Source organism: Flavobacterium sp., from assembly GCF_044341185.1.
Classification (GTDB): Bacteria; Bacteroidota; Bacteroidia; order Flavobacteriales; family Flavobacteriaceae; genus Flavobacterium.
The window spans coordinates 13,190-30,481 of the sequence record NZ_JBIISE010000012.1 but is presented as its reverse complement, the minus strand read 5'-3'; the positions used below and the strand labels follow the sequence as shown (position 1 = coordinate 30,481).

The following is a 17,292-nucleotide window of genomic DNA, read 5'->3' as shown; positions in this document are numbered from 1 at the left end:
AACAAATTTTGTTTGTAAGTTTCTTGACACATTTTCAATTAAAAAATATTTTTATCTTTGCTGCTGAATTCTTCCATTTAGAATTCGTTTTTTATTTCTTTAAGTCGTGATTATCACGTCTCTAACCTTAATATGTTTATAGCATGCAACTGTACAACACCTTAAGCGCGGAAGAAAGAGCTAAGTTAATTGACCAAGCCGGTCAACGTTTAACGCTTTCTTTTTATGCGTATGCCAAAATTGAAAATCCAACACAATTTAGAAATGATTTGTTTTTGAAATGGAACAAATTAGATGCCTTAGGCAGAATTTATGTCGCAACGGAAGGTATAAATGCGCAAATGTCTGTTCCAGCAGAAAATATTGATGCTTTCAGAGAAACGCTTGAAGCCTACGACTTTATGAAAGGCATTCGCTTGAACATTGCGGTGGAACACGATGATCATTCCTTTTTAAAATTAACTATAAAAGTTAGACACAAAATTGTAGCTGATGGATTAAATGACGACACGTTTGATGTAACCAACAAAGGCGTGCATTTAAACGCGCGAGAATTTAATAAAATTTTGGAAGACCCAAATACTATTGTAGTTGATTTCAGAAATCATTACGAAAGTGAAGTCGGACATTTTGTAGGTGCGATTACACCTGATGTAGAAACGTTCCGTGATAGCTTACCCATTATCAACGAGCAATTAAAAGAGTTCAAAGAAGATAAAAACTTAGTGATGTATTGCACGGGTGGAATCCGTTGCGAAAAAGCCTCAGCTTATTACAAACATCAAGGGTTTAAAAACGTTTTTCAGTTAGAAGGCGGCATTATAAACTATGCCAAACAAATAAAAGAAGAAGGTTTAGAAAGTAAATTCATTGGTAAAAACTTTGTATTTGACCACCGTTTGGGCGAACGAATTACAGACGATATTATTGCGCAATGTCATCAATGTGGCGAACCTTGTGATACCCATATAAATTGTGCTAATGAAGCGTGCCACTTATTATTTATTCAGTGCGATTCTTGTGCTGAAAAAATGGAAAATTGTTGTTCTACAAGTTGTGTAGAAACCATTTATTTGCCATTAGAAGAACAAGAAAAACGAAGAAAAGGGTTAAAAAACGGAAATATGATTTTTCAAAAAGGGAAATCACCGGCGTTAACATTCAAACAAAATTCGGAAAGAAATATTTTTGAAGAAATTGCTCAAAAACCGGTAAAAGTTTCAGCGGTTACCCAAATTAGAAAACGAAAATTAACCACGGAAAGAAAAATATATATTGGCAAAGGGCAACATTATTTCACCAAAGCACAAGTAGGTCAATTTTTGATTGAAAACCAAGAGTTAAAAACAGGAGATACGATTTTTATAAAAGGTCCTACAACTGGAAACGAAAAAATGCAAGTGGGTACCATGTTGATAAATGGGATAGAAAACACCACTGCAAAACCTGGTGATAAAGTAACTTTTGTAGTGCCATTTAAAATTAGAGAATCAGATAAAATGTATAAAATATAACCACCAGTTATAAGAAAAAATTAGCCTGTTACTTCATTAAGATGTAGCAGGTTTTTTTGTTTGTAAAAACTTGAAAAACCAAAAGTTTAAATTCAGTTAAAAAAATGCTATCTTTACGCTCAAAATAACATTTGAAAAGTAGTTTCAATTTTTTTGAGGCGATCAATATATATAAATTATGGCATGTACAAGTTGTTCAACTTCCGATGGTGGTGCACCAAAGGGGTGTAAAAATAATGGGACTTGCGGCACCGATAGCTGCAACAAATTAACGGTTTTCGATTGGTTGGCAAATATGACTTTGCCTGGCGGACAAGCACCGTTTGATTGTGTAGAAGTTCGTTTTAAAAACGGAAGAAAAGAATATTTTAGAAATACCGAAAAACTAACTTTAAGCATAGGTGATGTAGTAGCTACTGAAGCTTCTTCTGGTCACGATGTAGGATTGGTGTCTTTAACAGGCGAATTAGTTCGTGTTCAAATGAACAAGAAAAATGTAAAAGACAATGCCGAAATTCCTAAAGTATACCGAAAAGCCACTCAAAAAGACATCGATATTTGGCATGGCGTAAGAAATAAAGAAGACGCCATACAAGTTCGGGCGCGTGAAATCGCCATAGCGATTAAATTAGAAATGAAAATTTCGGATATCGAATTTCAAGGCGATGGTTCAAAAGCCACGTTTTATTATACCGCAAATGACCGAGTAGATTTCCGACAATTGATTAAAGAATACGCAAGTGAGTTTAAAATTCGTGTAGAAATGAAACAAGTAGGTTTCCGTCAAGAAGCCGCTCGTTTAGGTGGAATTGGTTCTTGTGGACGCGAATTATGTTGTTCTTCTTGGTTAACCGATTTCAGAAGCGTAAATACTTCAGCCGCTCGATACCAACAATTATCCTTAAATCCACAAAAATTAGCAGGGCAATGCGGAAAGCTTAAATGTTGTTTAAATTACGAATTAGATACGTATTTAGATGCACTAAAAGGCTTGCCAGATATGGATACAAAATTGCTTACTGAAAAAGGCGATGCGTATTGTCAAAAAATAGATATTTTCAAAAATTTAATGTGGTTTTCGTACGCAAACGCACCAGCACATTGGCACACGCTAACAGCTGAAAAAGCCAAAGAAATTGTAGCGATTAACAAACAAGGCAAAAAAATTGCGCAATTAGAAGACTTTGTAGAAGAAGTTTCAACGGTAAATGTGGAGAAAAAATTCGAAAATGTTGTTGGTCAAGATAGCTTAACACGATTTGATCAACCTAAAAGAAAATCGAACAATAATAATAAAAGAAAAAAGAAACCGTTTAAGAAAAATGAACAATAATTTTTTTAAAATACTTAGTTTTTTCTTGCTTTTTATTGTAATTTCTTGCGATAAAAAACAGGTTTTTGATGAATATCATGCATTTGATGGTACTTGGAAAAAAAATAAAAAAGCTACTTTTACTTTTGAACAAAAAGACACCACTAGTGTATATAATTTATTTTTAAACGTTAGAAACAATAACGAATATCCGTATAATAATTTGTTTTTAATTGTATCATTAAATCAGCCAAACGGTAAAGTAGTAGTAGATACTTTAGAATATCAAATGGCAAATCCAGATGGTACTTTATTAGGAACTGGTTTTTCAGATGTAAAAGAAAGCAAACTTTGGTATAAAGAAAATTATAGTTTTGAAAAACCCGGAAAATACACGTTAGAAATAGAACACGCTGTAAGACAAACAGGAAAAGTTCAAGGTGTAAAAGACTTAACCGGCATTACAGATTTAGGATTTAGAATTGAAAAAAGAAAATAAAGAAAAAAATGGCAACTAACAACACCCAAGTCAGTTATTCAGATTACGTTAGAAAATTTTGGAAATTATTCTGCTACACATTTGGTGGCGTATTATTATTTTTTCTTTTGGCATCGTGGGGATTTTTCGGAAAAATGCCTTCGTTTGACGAATTAGAAAATCCAGATACCAATATCGCTACTGAAATTATTTCTTCAGACGGCGTAACGTTAGGAAAATTTTATAAAGAAAATAGAACACCGGTTAAATATCAAGACTTACCTAAGCATTTAGTAGATGCATTAGTAGCTACAGAAGACGAACGTTTTTACGAGCATTCTGGCGTAGATGCAAGAGGAACATTAAGAGCTATTTCAAGTTTAGGAAGAAGTGGTGGCGCAAGTACCATTACCCAACAATTAGCCAAAAATTTATTTCATGGTGAAGGCTCTAAATTTTTACCATTTCGTATCATTCAAAAATGTAAAGAATGGATTATTGCTACAAAATTAGAACGTCAATATACCAAACCAGAAATTATAGCTTTATATTTAAACAAAGTAGATTTTGTAAATAGCGCTGTTGGAATTCGTTCCGCTTCAAAAATTTATATGAATAAAGAACCTAAAGATTTAACTTTAGCTGAAAGTGCTTTATTTGTTGGAATGTTAAAAAACCCAGCCTTATTCAATCCTACCAAAGAAAAAAGAAAAGAAAAAGTTTTCCAACGTAGAAATACCGTTTTAGATCAAATGGTAAAAAACAAGTATTTATCGGAAGCAAAGGCAGCAGAATTAAAGCGAATTCCCGTTAAGATTAATTTCAAACCAGAGAGTCATGCAGAAGGAACCGCAACCTATTTTAGAGAATACTTACGTGAAAGTTTAAAACCTATCATTAAAGCTATTGAAGACGAAAAAGGAGAAGAAATTGACCTTTACACGGCCGGTTTAAAAATTTACGTGACTGTTGATTCGCGCATGCAACAATATGCTGAAGAAGCAGTAGAAGAACATTTATCAAACTTACAACCCGAATTCAATCGTCGTCAAAAGGACAATCCAACGGCACCATTTTTAGATATTACGCCTGCAGAAACTCAGAAAATCATGTATCAAGCCATGAAAAATTCCGAGAGATGGCGTATTATGAGTATCAACGGAAAATCGGATGCTGAAATTAAACAATCTTTTGAAGTGCCTGCGAAAATGAAAATTTTTACTTGGAAAGGCGAAAGAGATACCATTATGAAACCTAAAGATTCAATAATCTACTACAAACATTTCTTACAAACTGGAATGATGGCAATGGAGCCACAAACGGGTCATGTAAAAGCTTGGGTAGGTGGAATCAATTATAAATATTTTCAATACGACCACGTTGGTCAAGGCGCACGTCAAGTAGGTTCTACATTTAAACCCTTTGTATATGCTACCGCTATTGACAGATTAGAAAAATCACCTTGCGATATGATAATGGATTCGCCATTTACCATTTTAAAAGGAGATAATAACGATAAAGATTGGACGCCAAACAATTCAGATGGAAAATATCGTGGTTTGGTTTCTATGAAAAAAGCGTTGGCAAACTCTATTAACACGGTTTCGGCACGTTTAATACATGAAGTGGGTGCGCCAGCTGTTGTGGAAATGGCTAAAAATTTAGGAGTAACTTCCGCGATTCCAAACCGCCCTGCAATTGCTTTGGGTGCGGTAGAAATTACGGTAGAAGAAATGGTAGCTGCTTTTAGCACTTTTGCCAATGAAGGGGTTTATATTAAACCGCAATTAATCACAAAAATCGAAGATAAAAACGGCGTGGTAATTTACCAAGGCGTGGAAGAATCGCACGATGTGGTAAATAAAGATGTGGCGTATTCAGTTATTAAATTAATGGAAGGTGTTACGGAATCTGGTACGGGTTCTCGTTTGCGCTGGGCAGCTTCGGCGCCATCCAATTTCTTAACGGGTGTGCCTTATAATATTAAAGGACCTGTTGCAGGAAAAACAGGAACTTCTCAAAACAATTCAGATGGCTGGTTTATAGGAATGGTTCCTAATTTAGCTGCTGGAGTTTGGGTGGGTAATGAAGATCGTTCGGCACATTTTGAAAGTACAAATATGGGGCAAGGTGCTACAACCGCTTTACCTATTTACGGAATTTTTATGCGCAAATGTTTGGCAGACCCAAGTCTTAATATTTCGCAACAACCATTTAAAAGACCAGCAAATATGTCAATTAAAGTAGATTGTGCCACTGAATCAAGAAGATCTGAAAATGATTCGACAGCTACAGATTCCACTGCAGTACCAATAGATGCACAACCTGATACAGACGGATTAGACGGACTATAAATTATATTATGATTTCAAGAAAAGTAAACAACGTAAAAGAAGCACTTGAAGGAATTCAAGATGGACAAACAATAATGCTAGGAGGTTTCGGGCTTTGTGGTATTCCCGAAAATAGTATTGCTGAATTAGTTGAAAAAAATATCACCAATTTAACCTGCATTTCAAACAATGCTGGTGTAGACGATTTCGGATTAGGATTATTATTACAAAAACGTCAAATTAAGAAAATGATTTCTTCTTATGTAGGAGAAAATGCCGAATTTGAACGCCAAATGCTTTCGGGTGAATTAGATGTTGAATTAACTCCTCAAGGAACCTTAGCTGAAAAATGCCGCGCTGCACAAGCCGGAATTCCTGCGTTTTTTACACCTGCTGGTTTCGGAACAGAAGTAGCAGAAGGGAAAGAAACACGCGAATTCAACGGAAAAATGCACGTAATGGAATTGGCCTATAAAGCCGATTTTTCTATTGTAAAAGCATGGAAAGGTGACGAAGCGGGGAATTTAATTTTCAAAGGAACAGCTCGAAATTTCAATGCATGTATGGCAGGAGCAGCAAAAATTACGATTGCTGAGGTAGAAGAATTAGTACCAGCAGGAACATTGAATCCAAACGAAATTCATATCCCAGGAATTATGGTAAATCGTATTTTTCAAGGAGAAAAATTTGAAAAAAGAATTGAGCAACGCACAGTTCGTCAAAAGTAATTTGAAGATTTTTTAATTTGAAAATTTGAAGATGAGAAACGACAAGGATAATTTAATTGTAAAATTAACTTTCGAGTTTGCCCTTGAAATAATTTGTTTTTCGGAGGAAATTAGAAAGACAAACCGTTTTGAAATGGCCTCTCAAATTTTTAGAAGCGGAACTTCAATTGGCGCTAATATTAGAGAAGCCCAAAATGCAGAAAGCAAAGCTGATTTTATACACAAGTTTAAAATCTCAGCAAAGGAAACAGATGAATTACAATTTTGGTTAGAACTTTGCCAAAAATCAGAATTTTATCCAAGTCCTAATGAAGAATTATTTAAAAAGTTACAATCGATAAATTTGATAATTTCTAAGATTATATCTTCTTCAAAGAAGCGTTAATTTTCAAATCATCAAATTTTCAAATCATCAAATAACATATGGCATTAGATAAAAATCAAATAGCACAACGCATCGCACAAGAAGTAAAAGACGGGTATTACGTTAATTTAGGAATCGGAATTCCAACTTTAGTAGCGAATTATGTTCGTACGGATATTTCAGTTGAATTTCAATCAGAAAATGGGGTTTTAGGCATGGGTCCGTTTCCTTTTGAAGGAGAAGAAGATGCCGATATTATCAACGCAGGAAAACAAACGATTACGACTTTGCCAGGAGCCAGTTTCTTTGATTCCGCTTTTAGTTTCGGAATGATTCGTGCCCAAAAAGTTGATTTAACGATTTTAGGCGCAATGGAAGTTTCTGAAAATGGCGATATTGCCAATTGGAAAATTCCAGGAAAAATGGTAAAAGGAATGGGTGGCGCTATGGATTTAGTAGCTTCTGCAGAAAACATTATCGTAGCCATGATGCACGTAAATAAAGCAGGCGAATCAAAAATATTAAAGAAATGTACACTGCCATTAACCGGTGTAGGTTGTGTGAAAAAAGTAGTAACAGAATTAGCCGTTTTAGAAGTAACACCTAAAGGGTTTAAATTGCTAGAACGTGCACCAGGCGTTTCAGTAGAAGAGATAATCAAAGCCACAGAAGCTGACTTAATCATTGAAGGAGATATTCCGGAAATGAGTATATAATTAATCAATTTGAAGATTTGAGAATTTGAAAATGGACTACTCAGTTATTTTCAAATTTTCAAATTTTTTCATTTTCAAATCAAACTATGTTTCCAAAAGTAATTCTAAAATCAGGTAAAGAAAAATCCATTCAACGTCGTCACCCTTGGATTTTCAGCGGTGCGGTGTATGGCGTGAGTCGTGAAATTCACGACGGCGAAATGGTAGACGTAGTCGATTCACAAAACAATCCTTTAGGAACAGGATATTTCAGCGACAAAGGAAGTATCGTAGTTCGAATTTTAACTTTCGGCGATGAAACTTTTTCTGATAACTTTTGGGCAGCCAAACTACAATCGGCTTGGTATTTACGTACTCAACTATTAGATTTTGAAGTTACCAATGCGTTCCGAGTGATTCACGGAGAAGGCGATGGCATTTCGGGGTTAATTATTGATTATTATGATAAAAACTGGGTCATTCAAGCGCATTCAACAGGAATTTTTCTTCAAATGGAGCAAATTGCTGAAGCCATAAAATCGAATTTTTCGGAGTATTGCGAAACCATTTATTGTAAAAGTGCAGGAACATTACCAAATACAGGAACCGATTATTTTTTATTCGGAAATAAAGTCGAAACAATTGCTAAAGAGAACCACATTTTGTTTTCTGTAAATTGGGTAGAAGGTCAAAAAACAGGTTTCTTTTTAGATCAACGTGAAAACCGAAAATTATTAGGCGAATTCTCCAAAGGCAAAAAAGTACTAAACACCTTTTGCTACACTGGCGGATTTTCCATTTACGCGATGAACGCTGGGGCGAAATTAGTAACTTCAGTAGATATTTCTCAAAAAGCAGTGGATTTAGCAGCAAGTAATATGGAATTGAATTTTCCAAAAGCCAACCATACCGCAGTAGCTGATGACGTGTTCAACTTTATGAAAGAACACACGCAACACTATGATGTTATTGTTTTAGACCCTCCTGCATTTGCAAAAAGCATCAAAAGCAAACATACCGCAACGCAAGCCTACAAACGTTTAAACATAGCAGGTTTAAAAGCCTTAGCACCCAACGGAATTTTGTTTACCTTCTCCTGCTCGCAAGTAATTGACGATGTGTTGTTTTACAACACTGTTGCCGCCGCAGCCATAGAAACCGGAAGAAACATCAGAGTATTACATAAATTAGAACAAGGCCCAGACCATCCAACCAATATTTACCACCCCGAAGGACATTATTTGAAAGGATTGGTTTTGTTTGTGGAGTAGATTTTAGTGTTCAGTAATTTGCTAAAAACTACTATGCCGCTAATTTTTTCATTAGAATAAAACAATAACATTATAATTTTTATTATATTGCTTATCAAATCTTTTGCCCTATGAAACGGTTTCTTACCTTCTTTAAATGGTTTTTTATAAGCTGTGTTGGCTTTATTCTTATCTTGTATGCATTTGATGTAGATTACTTGCTTCGTGCCGTAAAAACCATTTATTTAAAAGGACATACCACTGCGTTTTTAGAAGATTATAAAGAATTTCCAAACCGTAACATTCAAAAAGGAATAGCTCAACCTTGGGCGGTTTCTAAAGATTACAATAGCGTTCCAGCTACAGACATATTAAATACGGCTCATAAAAACTTACAAACCGTAGCGTTCCTTATCATAAAAAACGATAGTATTTGGCATGAAACTTATTTTGATGGGTACACCAACACGTCTAAAAGTAATTCTTTTTCTATGGCCAAAAGCATTGTTTCGGCAGCTTTAGGAAAAGCCATAATGCAAGGAAAAATTAAAAGTTTAGATCAAAAAGTTACCGATTTTTTTCCAAAATTAAAAGGCAAATTTGCTAAAGATGTTACGGTTGGCGATTTGTCTTCTATGGCCTCTGGGTTAAGTTGGGACGAAAAATACTATAGTCCATTTTCTATTGTAACTCGGGCGTATTTTGACGACCAATTAAAAGAAGTCATTTTAGGTTTAAGCATCAAAGACAAGCCAGGGCAAAAATTTAATTATTTAAGCGGCGCCACACAATTATTAGCGATGTGTATTGAAAAAGCTACAGGAATGTATCTTTCTAATTATGTGTCTGAGCATTTTTGGAAACCTATGGGTGCCGAAAACGATGCGCTTTGGCAATTAGATGCCGCCGATTTTGGTATTGAAAAGGCCTATTGTTGTATTGCCAGTACGGCTCGAGATTTTGCCCGATTTGGTAAACTTTACAAACAAAATGGTGTTTGGAATGGCAAGCAAATTTTAGCGCGTTCGTTTGTTGAAAAATCATTACAACCGCGATTTTCCGATAGTCCGGAATATGGTTATGGGTGGTGGTTGCATCAAATAAACGGAAAGAAAATATATTACATGCGAGGTCATTTGGGGCAATTTGTGATTGTACTTCCAGAGGACGATGTTATTATTGTTCGATTGGGGCATTTAAAAGGTAAACAAACTCAAACCGACCCACATAGTAACGATTTATATGTTTATATAGAAGAAGCTTTAAAAATGATTAATAAAAAGAAATAGATATGCTAAACAACATCCAATTAGACAATATTTTATTTTTAGATATTGAAACGGTTCCTGAAACGGAACATTTTTCAGATTTAGATTCTGATTTTCAAGAACTTTTTGCACACAAAACGCAATATCAAAGAAAAGAAGACGTTTCTCCAGAAGAATTTTACGAAAGAGCCGGCATTTGGGCTGAGTTTGGTAAAATAATTTGCATTTCTGTAGGCTATTTTACGCAAAAAAGTGGCGAACGACAATTTAGAGTCACCACGTTTCAAGGAGATGAAGAACGCTTATTATTGGATTTTTCTAATTTGATAAACAATCATTTTAATTTACCACAGCATGTCATGTGCGGACATAATGTAAAAGAATTTGATTTTCCGTTTATCGCACGTCGTATGTTAATTCACGGAATAAAAATTCCAGACAAATTAAATTTAATGGGCAAAAAACCATGGGAAGTACCGCATTTAGACACGTTAGAATTATGGAAATTTGGCGATTACAAACACTTCACCTCTTTAAAATTATTAACAAAAGTATTGGGTGTTCCTTCTCCTAAAGATGATATTGATGGAAGTGAAGTAGCAAAAGTGTTTTACAAAGACAAAGATATTGACCGAATTGCTACGTATTGTGAAAAAGATGTAATAGCTGTAGCGCAAATAATATTGAAGTTGCGACTGCAAAAATTATTAACTTCAGATGAAATTTTGAAAGTATAAGGCATAAAAAAACCACGTAATCATTACGTGGTTTTTTTATTTTAATTATGTTTTAGTTTCCTGCTAAAGCATTGGTACTAAACTTTTTCACATCCGCAATTTCGTTATCTGAATAAACTACTGCGCTTAAAGCTTTTGTGGTATAAAAATTCCAAAGACCTGTTTTTTTCCCTTGTTCGAAAGAACCTTCCGAAACTAAATTACCTGTTTCATCAAACGATTTCCATAAACCATCTGCTTTTCCATCAATATAATTTCCTTGGTGCATTACTTTACCGTTAGAATGATAATACGTTACTTTTAATGTGTTTTCAGAAATTTGTTCTCCAACTGCCTCAGTTTCTTGAGCAAAACCGAAAGAAGTAAACAAAATTAAACCAAAAATAAGGGCTAAATTTTTCATAATTATAGGTGTTATGATTAATAATGATATAAACCTACAACATATTTTTACATTAACCAAACAAAAACTTAACAATTTCGTAACATTGGAAAAAAGAGCATAAAAAAAGCGATCTAATTTAGACAGCTTTTAATATTTATTTTGGGTTATTCTTAATGTAATAATGTAGCTCCATTTACTGTTGACCAAGCACCATTTGTTAATGTTGCACCATTTGCACTAGTTGAAGTAGTAGTAGTGTATTGTCCAGTTGGGAAAACAATTGAAGTAACTGTAGATGTTCCACCGAATAGAGGTGTAGTTCCATTAATTTTAACATTCGTTAATTTAATTTTACTTGCATTTACTTGATTGTTATTTGTATTTGCATCTTGAATTCTAACCGCTACTGCACTTGGATTTGAATATCCATCAATTAAAATGTTTGTATATTCTCCGTTTCCTTGATTTTTAAATTGGATTGCATCGTATTCAGCAGAATTGTTTTCTGTTAATGTACCAGCCGCTCTTTTTAAAGTAATGTTAGAAACTTTAGGCAAGAACGAATTGTTATTGTTTTTACATTCAATTTCCATTCCGAAATTACCTGTTCCTGTTTGGTATGCATACCAGTTTGTGCTTAATTGACCTTTCCATCCATCTTGCCAGTCAAATGAATCATCAAAATTTCCGTAAGAGATTGCGTTAATTAAATTAACTGTTCCTCCGTAAAATTCGAAACCATCATCAGCTCCTTTATAAGCTACTAAGTTTTCTAAAACTGTTCCTGAACCTACAGAGTAAAATGAGAACCCGTTCATTTCAGAAGTTCCATCTGTAATTTTCTTTCCTGCGTATTCAACACGTACATATCTTAAAGTACCACCATTGTGAGTATCATTAATTCCACCGTATTGCTGTGCTAAACCGTCTTCTGAAGTTGCTGTATTTAAACCATTAAGCGCTACAATAGGAGCGTTGCCGTACATAATAATTCCACCCCAAGAACCTGGAATCTGTGAACTTTCAGTAAATACTACAGGTTCAGCGGCAGTACCATTAACAATTAATTTTCCACCGTTTTCTACTACCAAGGCATCTACTGACCCATCAGAAAGGGTAGCAGTAATTTTGGAACCTGCTTCAATAGTTACAGTCGCTCCAGCTTTAATTTTTACAATACCTTTTAAGGTATAGTTACCAAACACATAATTTCTGTTTGCTGTAATGTCACCTGTAATTTCTCCAACTACTGGTGTTTTTGGCGTTGCTACTGTTTCATCATTATCTTCAGAACAACCTGCGAATAATAAACTTAATACCGATAAGCTTAAGACTAATTTTTTCATGTTATTTAATTTTAGTTTTGTTATACAAATTTATTATGGGTGCTTAATGTTACAGTTAAGCATATATTATTAAAATTTTAAGAATTTCTTGCTATGTAAATTTTCTGTAAATAAAAAATCCTACCGAAGTAGGATTTTATTTTTAGAACGTATAACTTAAGTTTAAACTTAGCCCTACACCTCTTTTATAATCTCTTACAATTAATGAATCCTCTAAAATAGCAGTTTTATTATTCGAACCTAATTCAAATTTTTGAACAGGGTTTAATATATTATCCGCTGAAAATTTTGCATTTAAGTTTTTAGTTAATTTACTTGATAACACTAAGTCTAACTTGTGAAATGGTAATTCGTAAATATGATCTAATCCTGCAGTTCCAACAGAATAAATATTTTTCCCTTTTACTCCATATACTAAAGTAACTGTGTTTTTAATTTTTTGATTGATGTTGAATTCATATTTTGCATCAGCATTAATAACCCAATTTGAAGCGCCTTGTAATTCTCTTTTTCTAGAGTTTTCTAATTGGTTATTATCTGCAATTTCTACTTGCGTTTTCATTAATGAGGTATTGAAACCTAAAGACACGTTTTCTAAATTTGAAGATATATTTGCCATATTTAAAATAAACTCAAACTCAGCACCGTATAAGTTAGCCACTTTTGAATTTTTGTAGGTAGTTAATAAAGTGGCGCTAGCTTCATAAATTCTTTCAATTGGATCTTTAATGTTTTTAGCATACACTCCAATTGCAAACATATCTTTTTTATCTGAAAAGAATTCGTATTTGAAATCTGCATTTAAATTTTGAGTATCTACTAAATCTTTATTACCTAATGTCACATTTCCATCAGGATTTACAATTTGTACTGGTAACAATTCCATCAAAACGGGTCTTGTTATGGTTTGAGAAGCCGCAAAACGTATATTCGATTTGTCGTTTAATTTATATTTTGAATTAATAGCTGGTAAGATATAGTTTTTCTTAACCTGGTTTTTAATGTACGTGTCATCAAAACTTGTAGAGGTATTTAAATCTCTATATTTAATAATTCTATTTGAAGCTTCTAATCGTAAACCACCATTAATTTCTAATTTTTCGTTTATATTAAATAAAAGATTCGCATATCCCGAATTTACAAATTGATCTAATTTTTGTTTGTACGATACATTAGATTCTTCTCTTTCGAAAATTAAACCATTTTCTGCATCAGACATTATTTGGCTATTAATATCATTTATATCAGTAATAGTTTGTAAACCATTATTAATAGGAATTGAAGCAAATAATCGGTACGTAGCGCTTAAATTGTTTCTGAAAGAATTATATCCAAAAGATAATTTATTGGTTTTTCCATCAATTTCTTTTCCAAAATTAAAGTTGTATTCCACTAATCCACTCATAAAATAGTTTCCTTTAATTCTAAAGTTTTGACGGTTTAATGTTGAACCTCCGTAAGTATTTGAAAATAAATTATTATTTAGAGAACCTACTAAGAATTTTCTGTCCGGCAATTCAAAAATTGTTTTCACATAAGAAACTGCAGCTTTAATACTATGCTTATTATCTGAAGTTAATTTATAACTTGTAGATAATTGATTGTTAAAATAATCAGATTGTTCAAACTGATTTACTCGAATTAATTGATTTGGCTCACTTTTTTGATTTCTTAATACTCCAAATTGATCTTGAATTAAACTTTCAGTTGTTCTTAAAAACATTGAATTGGTTGCAATTTGAAATCTATCTGATTTGTATTTTAATCCTAATAATGCAGATGTACTTGTAATATAACTATATGAGGTATTTACTAAATTATTATTATATTCATTTCCGCCTTCAATAAAGGTTCTATCTACACCTTGTCGAAATTGGTATTTATTATCCCAGTTTAACAACATTAAGTAAGAAAATGAACGATTTTTATTAAATTTAAATTTATCAGAATGACTAAAACTTATACTATTGTTAATTGGAGCACTAACTTTATCTACATTCCAAGAATTGTTTCCATACCCGTTTTTGTATTCTGTAGAAGATAAGGATACATTTCCTATGTTTCCGTATGGTGTCGGTATGGTTTTAAATTTCTTTTGAATTCCAAAAAAACCTTCACTATTATTAGCCGTTTCAGAAAGTAAGAAATCAATTCCATTATTACCTGTAACATAACCAAAACCTAAGCTAAGTTTTGTTTGAGCACTTTGTGGCTCAGAAGTTTCTACATTAATTGTTGCACCTGCAAAATCTCCGGGAACATTTGGATTAAAGGTTTTGTACACACTTAAAACACCAACAATATCTGTAGGAAATAAATCTAAAGGAATAATTTTTTTAAACGGACTGTTTGAAGGTGCTTGTAAATCATTAATCAATAAGTTGTTGTATCTATTTTCTAAACCTCTAACAAAAAGCCCTTTTGATTCTGCTTTTGTAATACCGGTAACTTTCGTTAATCCTTCTTCCACATCGCTAATCCCTTTTCTTTCCATTTCTTGGGCACCGATGCTTTGTTTCATTTCAACTGCTTTTTGTTGTTCTTTCAACAATGCGGTTTCTTTGGTTTTATTTGTAGAACCTTTAATTACAATTCCTTCAATACTATTTGAATTTTCTTGTAAAGCAACATTTTCAGTAATTGTTTCATTTTCAGCAACAGTAATAGCTTTTTCAAAAGTTTTATAACCAATAAAAGCATACACTATTGTATATTTTCCTGGTTTCATAGCAATTTCATAATTACCATTAATATCAGATTCCGCATTTATCATGGTTCCTTTTAAGGATACTGAAACAAATCCAACCGGTTGTTTGCTGTCTTTGTCTGTAATTACACCGTTTACTTTAGCAGTGTTTTGAGCGAAAGAGATTATTGTAAAGAATAATCCAATAAGTAGAAATTTTAATTTCATGAGTTTGTGTTTATTTTTGATGCAAAAATAGAACCACCTTAATTATGTAAATGTTACTTAGAAGTTATTTATTAGTTTAGATAGTGTTAAGATAGTGTTAACATATTAAATAATGGTAAACAAGTAATTAATGTCAATTTTATATATAATTTTACACAAGTTAAATTATTTTAATTACTTTTATATTCAATATGAAAAAGAAAGACATAAAAATATTATTGGTTGATGATGAACCGGATATTTTAGAAATTGTTGGTTATAATTTAGAGCAAGCAGGCTATCACGTTACCAAAGCAGAAAATGGTAAAGAGGCGGTTAAACTTGCGATAAAAGTAAAACCACATCTAATTATTATGGATGTAATGATGCCAGAAATGGACGGGATGGAAGCGTGTGAAAAAATTAGAGAAATTCCAGAATTAAAAGACACCATTATTACCTTTCTTACCGCTAGAAGCGAAGATTATTCGCAAGTAGCTGGTTTTGAAGTTGGCGCGGACGATTATATTGCCAAACCAATAAAACCAAAGTTATTAGTTAGCAAAGTAAAAGGATTATTACGCAGACTTAAAGACGAAGAATTAGAAAATTCTGAAACGTTAACGGTTGGGAATTTGCAAATTAACCGCGAAGAATATAAAATTATTAAAGACGGAATTTCTATCGTTTTACCAAGAAAAGAATTTGAACTTTTATATTTATTAGCTTCAAAACCAGGCAAAGTATTTACAAGAGCCGAAATTTTAGATAAAGTTTGGGGAAATGAAGTCATTGTAGGCGGAAGAACTATAGATGTTCACATCAGAAAACTTAGAGAAAAAATTGACGAAGATGTTTTTAAAACCATCAAAGGCGTGGGATACAAAATTGAATTAAATGGCGATTAGTTTTAAAAAATCATACAAATTTGCCTTTAAATCATCACTTTATATTTCGTTTTTTGTAGTTTTAAGTTTGTTGGTTTACCATAATTTCGTTCAGCCAATTAACTATTTTGTACTTATTGTTTTTCCAGTAACGTTATTTTTCTTTAGTTTTTTTCTAATGCAATATCGTGTAGAAGTTTTTATCTACAAACGTATAAAAAAACTATATGATGAGGTGTCTTTGTTAGACGCTACTTCGTTACAAAACAAAACCGTTACCACTGATGTTTCTACTTTAACAAATGATATTAGAAATTTTGCTAAGGAGAAAAAAATCGAAATCGAATCGTTAAATGTTCGAGAAGAATATAGAAGAGAATTTTTAGGGAACATTTCTCACGAATTAAAAACACCACTTTTTACAGTTCAAGGTTATTTAGACACGCTTATTGAAGGCGGTGCTATTAAAGATAAAACCCTACGAGTAAAATACATCGAACGCGCTTCAAAAGGCGTAGAAAGATTAATTAATATTGTACAAGATTTAGATATGATTTCTAAATTTGAAGTTGGTGATTTAAACATCGAAATCGAAGGATTTGATATTATTGCCGAAATTCAAAACGTTTTTGATCTTTTAGAGATGAAAGCTGATGCCAAAAACATCATTTTAATGTTCGATGAAAAGTACATTTCTCCCATAATTGTTTATGCCGATAAAGATAAAATTCAGCAGGTTTTAACAAACTTAGTGATGAATTCTATCAAATACGGAAAAGAAAATGGCACCACAGAAATTGCCGTTGAAAAAATAAGTAAAACCAAAATTTTAGTTCGCATTCACGATAACGGTCAAGGAATTGAACAACAACATATGTCAAGAATTTTTGAACGTTTTTACAGAATCAACAAAAGCGGCTCAAGAGAAGAAGGCGGTTCTGGCTTAGGTTTAGCTATCGTAAAACACATTATTGAGGCACATAATGAGAAAATATTTGTGCAAAGTACCTATCAAAAAGGCTCTGAGTTTTCGTTTACCTTGAAAACGAATAAATAATTGCGTTACCAAAACTTTAATTTTTATACTTTTGCAACATAAAAT

15 protein-coding genes are annotated in these 17,292 nt (G+C 32.9%); 12 read left to right on the top strand and 3 right to left on the bottom strand.

The window, feature by feature from the left end:
• The first annotated feature begins 143 nt into the window (after window positions 1-143).
• From ACIQZ1_RS04090 to ACIQZ1_RS04045, 10 genes are all read left to right on the top strand, one after another.
• The gene (locus ACIQZ1_RS04090) at window positions 144-1,514 is read left to right on the top strand and encodes a rhodanese-related sulfurtransferase (RefSeq protein ID WP_396159324.1); all 1,371 of its coding nucleotides are present in this window, start codon (window positions 144-146) and stop codon (window positions 1,512-1,514) included.
• 178 nt (window positions 1,515-1,692) lie between these two features.
• Window positions 1,693-2,847, top strand: coding sequence for a stage 0 sporulation family protein (locus ACIQZ1_RS04085; protein WP_396159322.1), 1,155 nt, complete (start codon window positions 1,693-1,695; stop codon window positions 2,845-2,847).
• Window positions 2,837-3,325 (top strand): gliding motility lipoprotein GldH, encoded by a 489-nt coding sequence (locus ACIQZ1_RS04080; RefSeq protein WP_396159320.1) that lies wholly within the window; start codon window positions 2,837-2,839, stop codon window positions 3,323-3,325. The genes ACIQZ1_RS04085 and ACIQZ1_RS04080 overlap by 11 nt, the downstream gene beginning before the upstream one ends.
• 8 nt (window positions 3,326-3,333) lie before the next feature.
• Window positions 3,334-5,658, top strand: coding sequence for a penicillin-binding protein 1A (locus ACIQZ1_RS04075; protein ID WP_396159318.1), 2,325 nt, complete (start codon window positions 3,334-3,336; stop codon window positions 5,656-5,658).
• 8 nt (window positions 5,659-5,666) lie between these two features.
• Window positions 5,667-6,365, top strand: a complete 699-nt coding sequence (locus ACIQZ1_RS04070) for a CoA transferase subunit A (protein ID WP_396159316.1) — start codon at window positions 5,667-5,669, stop codon at window positions 6,363-6,365.
• A gap of 31 nt (window positions 6,366-6,396) precedes the next feature.
• Complete coding sequence (locus ACIQZ1_RS04065) at window positions 6,397-6,750, top strand: four helix bundle protein (RefSeq protein ID WP_396159314.1); 354 nt, start codon at window positions 6,397-6,399, stop codon at window positions 6,748-6,750.
• Between the two features lie 38 nt (window positions 6,751-6,788).
• Window positions 6,789-7,445, top strand: a complete 657-nt coding sequence (locus tag ACIQZ1_RS04060) for a CoA transferase subunit B (RefSeq protein WP_396159312.1) — start codon at window positions 6,789-6,791, stop codon at window positions 7,443-7,445.
• An 86-nt stretch (window positions 7,446-7,531) separates the two neighbouring features.
• Window positions 7,532-8,695 carry a class I SAM-dependent rRNA methyltransferase gene (locus ACIQZ1_RS04055; protein WP_396159310.1) on the top strand — a complete coding sequence of 388 codons (1,164 nt, stop codon included), beginning with the start codon at window positions 7,532-7,534 and terminating at the stop codon, window positions 8,693-8,695.
• Between the two features lie 110 nt (window positions 8,696-8,805).
• Entirely contained in the window at window positions 8,806-9,963 is a 1,158-nt protein-coding gene (locus tag ACIQZ1_RS04050; RefSeq protein ID WP_396159308.1) for a serine hydrolase domain-containing protein, read from the top strand.
• A gap of 2 nt (window positions 9,964-9,965) precedes the next feature.
• A complete protein-coding gene (locus ACIQZ1_RS04045; RefSeq protein ID WP_396159306.1) occupies window positions 9,966-10,679 on the top strand; it encodes a 3'-5' exonuclease in 714 nt (237 codons plus the stop codon).
• Window positions 10,680-10,731: 52 nt separating this feature from the next.
• On the opposite strand, the gene ACIQZ1_RS04040 is transcribed toward ACIQZ1_RS04045, so the two are convergent.
• From ACIQZ1_RS04040 to ACIQZ1_RS04030, 3 genes are all read right to left on the bottom strand, one after another.
• Entirely contained in the window at window positions 10,732-11,082 is a 351-nt protein-coding gene (locus ACIQZ1_RS04040; protein ID WP_396159304.1) for a toxin-antitoxin system YwqK family antitoxin, read from the bottom strand.
• A gap of 152 nt (window positions 11,083-11,234) precedes the next feature.
• Entirely contained in the window at window positions 11,235-12,410 is a 1,176-nt protein-coding gene (locus ACIQZ1_RS04035) for a hypothetical protein (RefSeq protein WP_396159302.1), read from the bottom strand.
• A gap of 142 nt (window positions 12,411-12,552) precedes the next feature.
• Window positions 12,553-15,324 carry a carboxypeptidase-like regulatory domain-containing protein gene (locus ACIQZ1_RS04030; RefSeq protein WP_396159300.1) on the bottom strand — a complete coding sequence of 924 codons (2,772 nt, stop codon included), beginning with the start codon at window positions 15,322-15,324 and terminating at the stop codon, window positions 12,553-12,555.
• A 191-nt stretch (window positions 15,325-15,515) separates the two neighbouring features.
• Between ACIQZ1_RS04030 and ACIQZ1_RS04025 the strand changes: the two genes are divergently transcribed.
• Both ACIQZ1_RS04025 and ACIQZ1_RS04020 read left to right on the top strand, forming a co-directional pair.
• Window positions 15,516-16,211, top strand: coding sequence for a response regulator transcription factor (locus ACIQZ1_RS04025; RefSeq protein WP_396159299.1), 696 nt, complete (start codon window positions 15,516-15,518; stop codon window positions 16,209-16,211).
• Entirely contained in the window at window positions 16,201-17,247 is a 1,047-nt protein-coding gene (locus ACIQZ1_RS04020; protein WP_396159297.1) for a sensor histidine kinase, read from the top strand. Before ACIQZ1_RS04025 ends, ACIQZ1_RS04020 begins: the two co-directional genes overlap by 11 nt.
• Window positions 17,248-17,292: the final 45 nt, after the last annotated feature.

Coding starts and splice junctions, on each gene's coding strand:
- ACIQZ1_RS04050 (WP_396159308.1), top strand. CDS start 8,806: ATGAAACGGTTTCTTACCTTCTTTAAATGGTTTTTTATAAGCTGTGTT.
- ACIQZ1_RS04070 (WP_396159316.1), top strand. CDS start 5,667: ATGATTTCAAGAAAAGTAAACAACGTAAAAGAAGCACTTGAAGGAATT.
- ACIQZ1_RS04065 (WP_396159314.1), top strand. CDS start 6,397: ATGAGAAACGACAAGGATAATTTAATTGTAAAATTAACTTTCGAGTTT.
- ACIQZ1_RS04080 (WP_396159320.1), top strand. CDS start 2,837: ATGAACAATAATTTTTTTAAAATACTTAGTTTTTTCTTGCTTTTTATT.
- ACIQZ1_RS04060 (WP_396159312.1), top strand. CDS start 6,789: ATGGCATTAGATAAAAATCAAATAGCACAACGCATCGCACAAGAAGTA.
- ACIQZ1_RS04025 (WP_396159299.1), top strand. CDS start 15,516: ATGAAAAAGAAAGACATAAAAATATTATTGGTTGATGATGAACCGGAT.
- ACIQZ1_RS04020 (WP_396159297.1), top strand. CDS start 16,201: ATGGCGATTAGTTTTAAAAAATCATACAAATTTGCCTTTAAATCATCA.
- ACIQZ1_RS04075 (WP_396159318.1), top strand. CDS start 3,334: ATGGCAACTAACAACACCCAAGTCAGTTATTCAGATTACGTTAGAAAA.
- ACIQZ1_RS04055 (WP_396159310.1), top strand. CDS start 7,532: ATGTTTCCAAAAGTAATTCTAAAATCAGGTAAAGAAAAATCCATTCAA.
- ACIQZ1_RS04030 (WP_396159300.1), bottom strand. CDS start 15,324: ATGAAATTAAAATTTCTACTTATTGGATTATTCTTTACAATAATCTCT.
- ACIQZ1_RS04040 (WP_396159304.1), bottom strand. CDS start 11,082: ATGAAAAATTTAGCCCTTATTTTTGGTTTAATTTTGTTTACTTCTTTC.
- ACIQZ1_RS04085 (WP_396159322.1), top strand. CDS start 1,693: ATGGCATGTACAAGTTGTTCAACTTCCGATGGTGGTGCACCAAAGGGG.
- ACIQZ1_RS04035 (WP_396159302.1), bottom strand. CDS start 12,410: ATGAAAAAATTAGTCTTAAGCTTATCGGTATTAAGTTTATTATTCGCA.
- ACIQZ1_RS04045 (WP_396159306.1), top strand. CDS start 9,966: ATGCTAAACAACATCCAATTAGACAATATTTTATTTTTAGATATTGAA.
- ACIQZ1_RS04090 (WP_396159324.1), top strand. CDS start 144: ATGCAACTGTACAACACCTTAAGCGCGGAAGAAAGAGCTAAGTTAATT.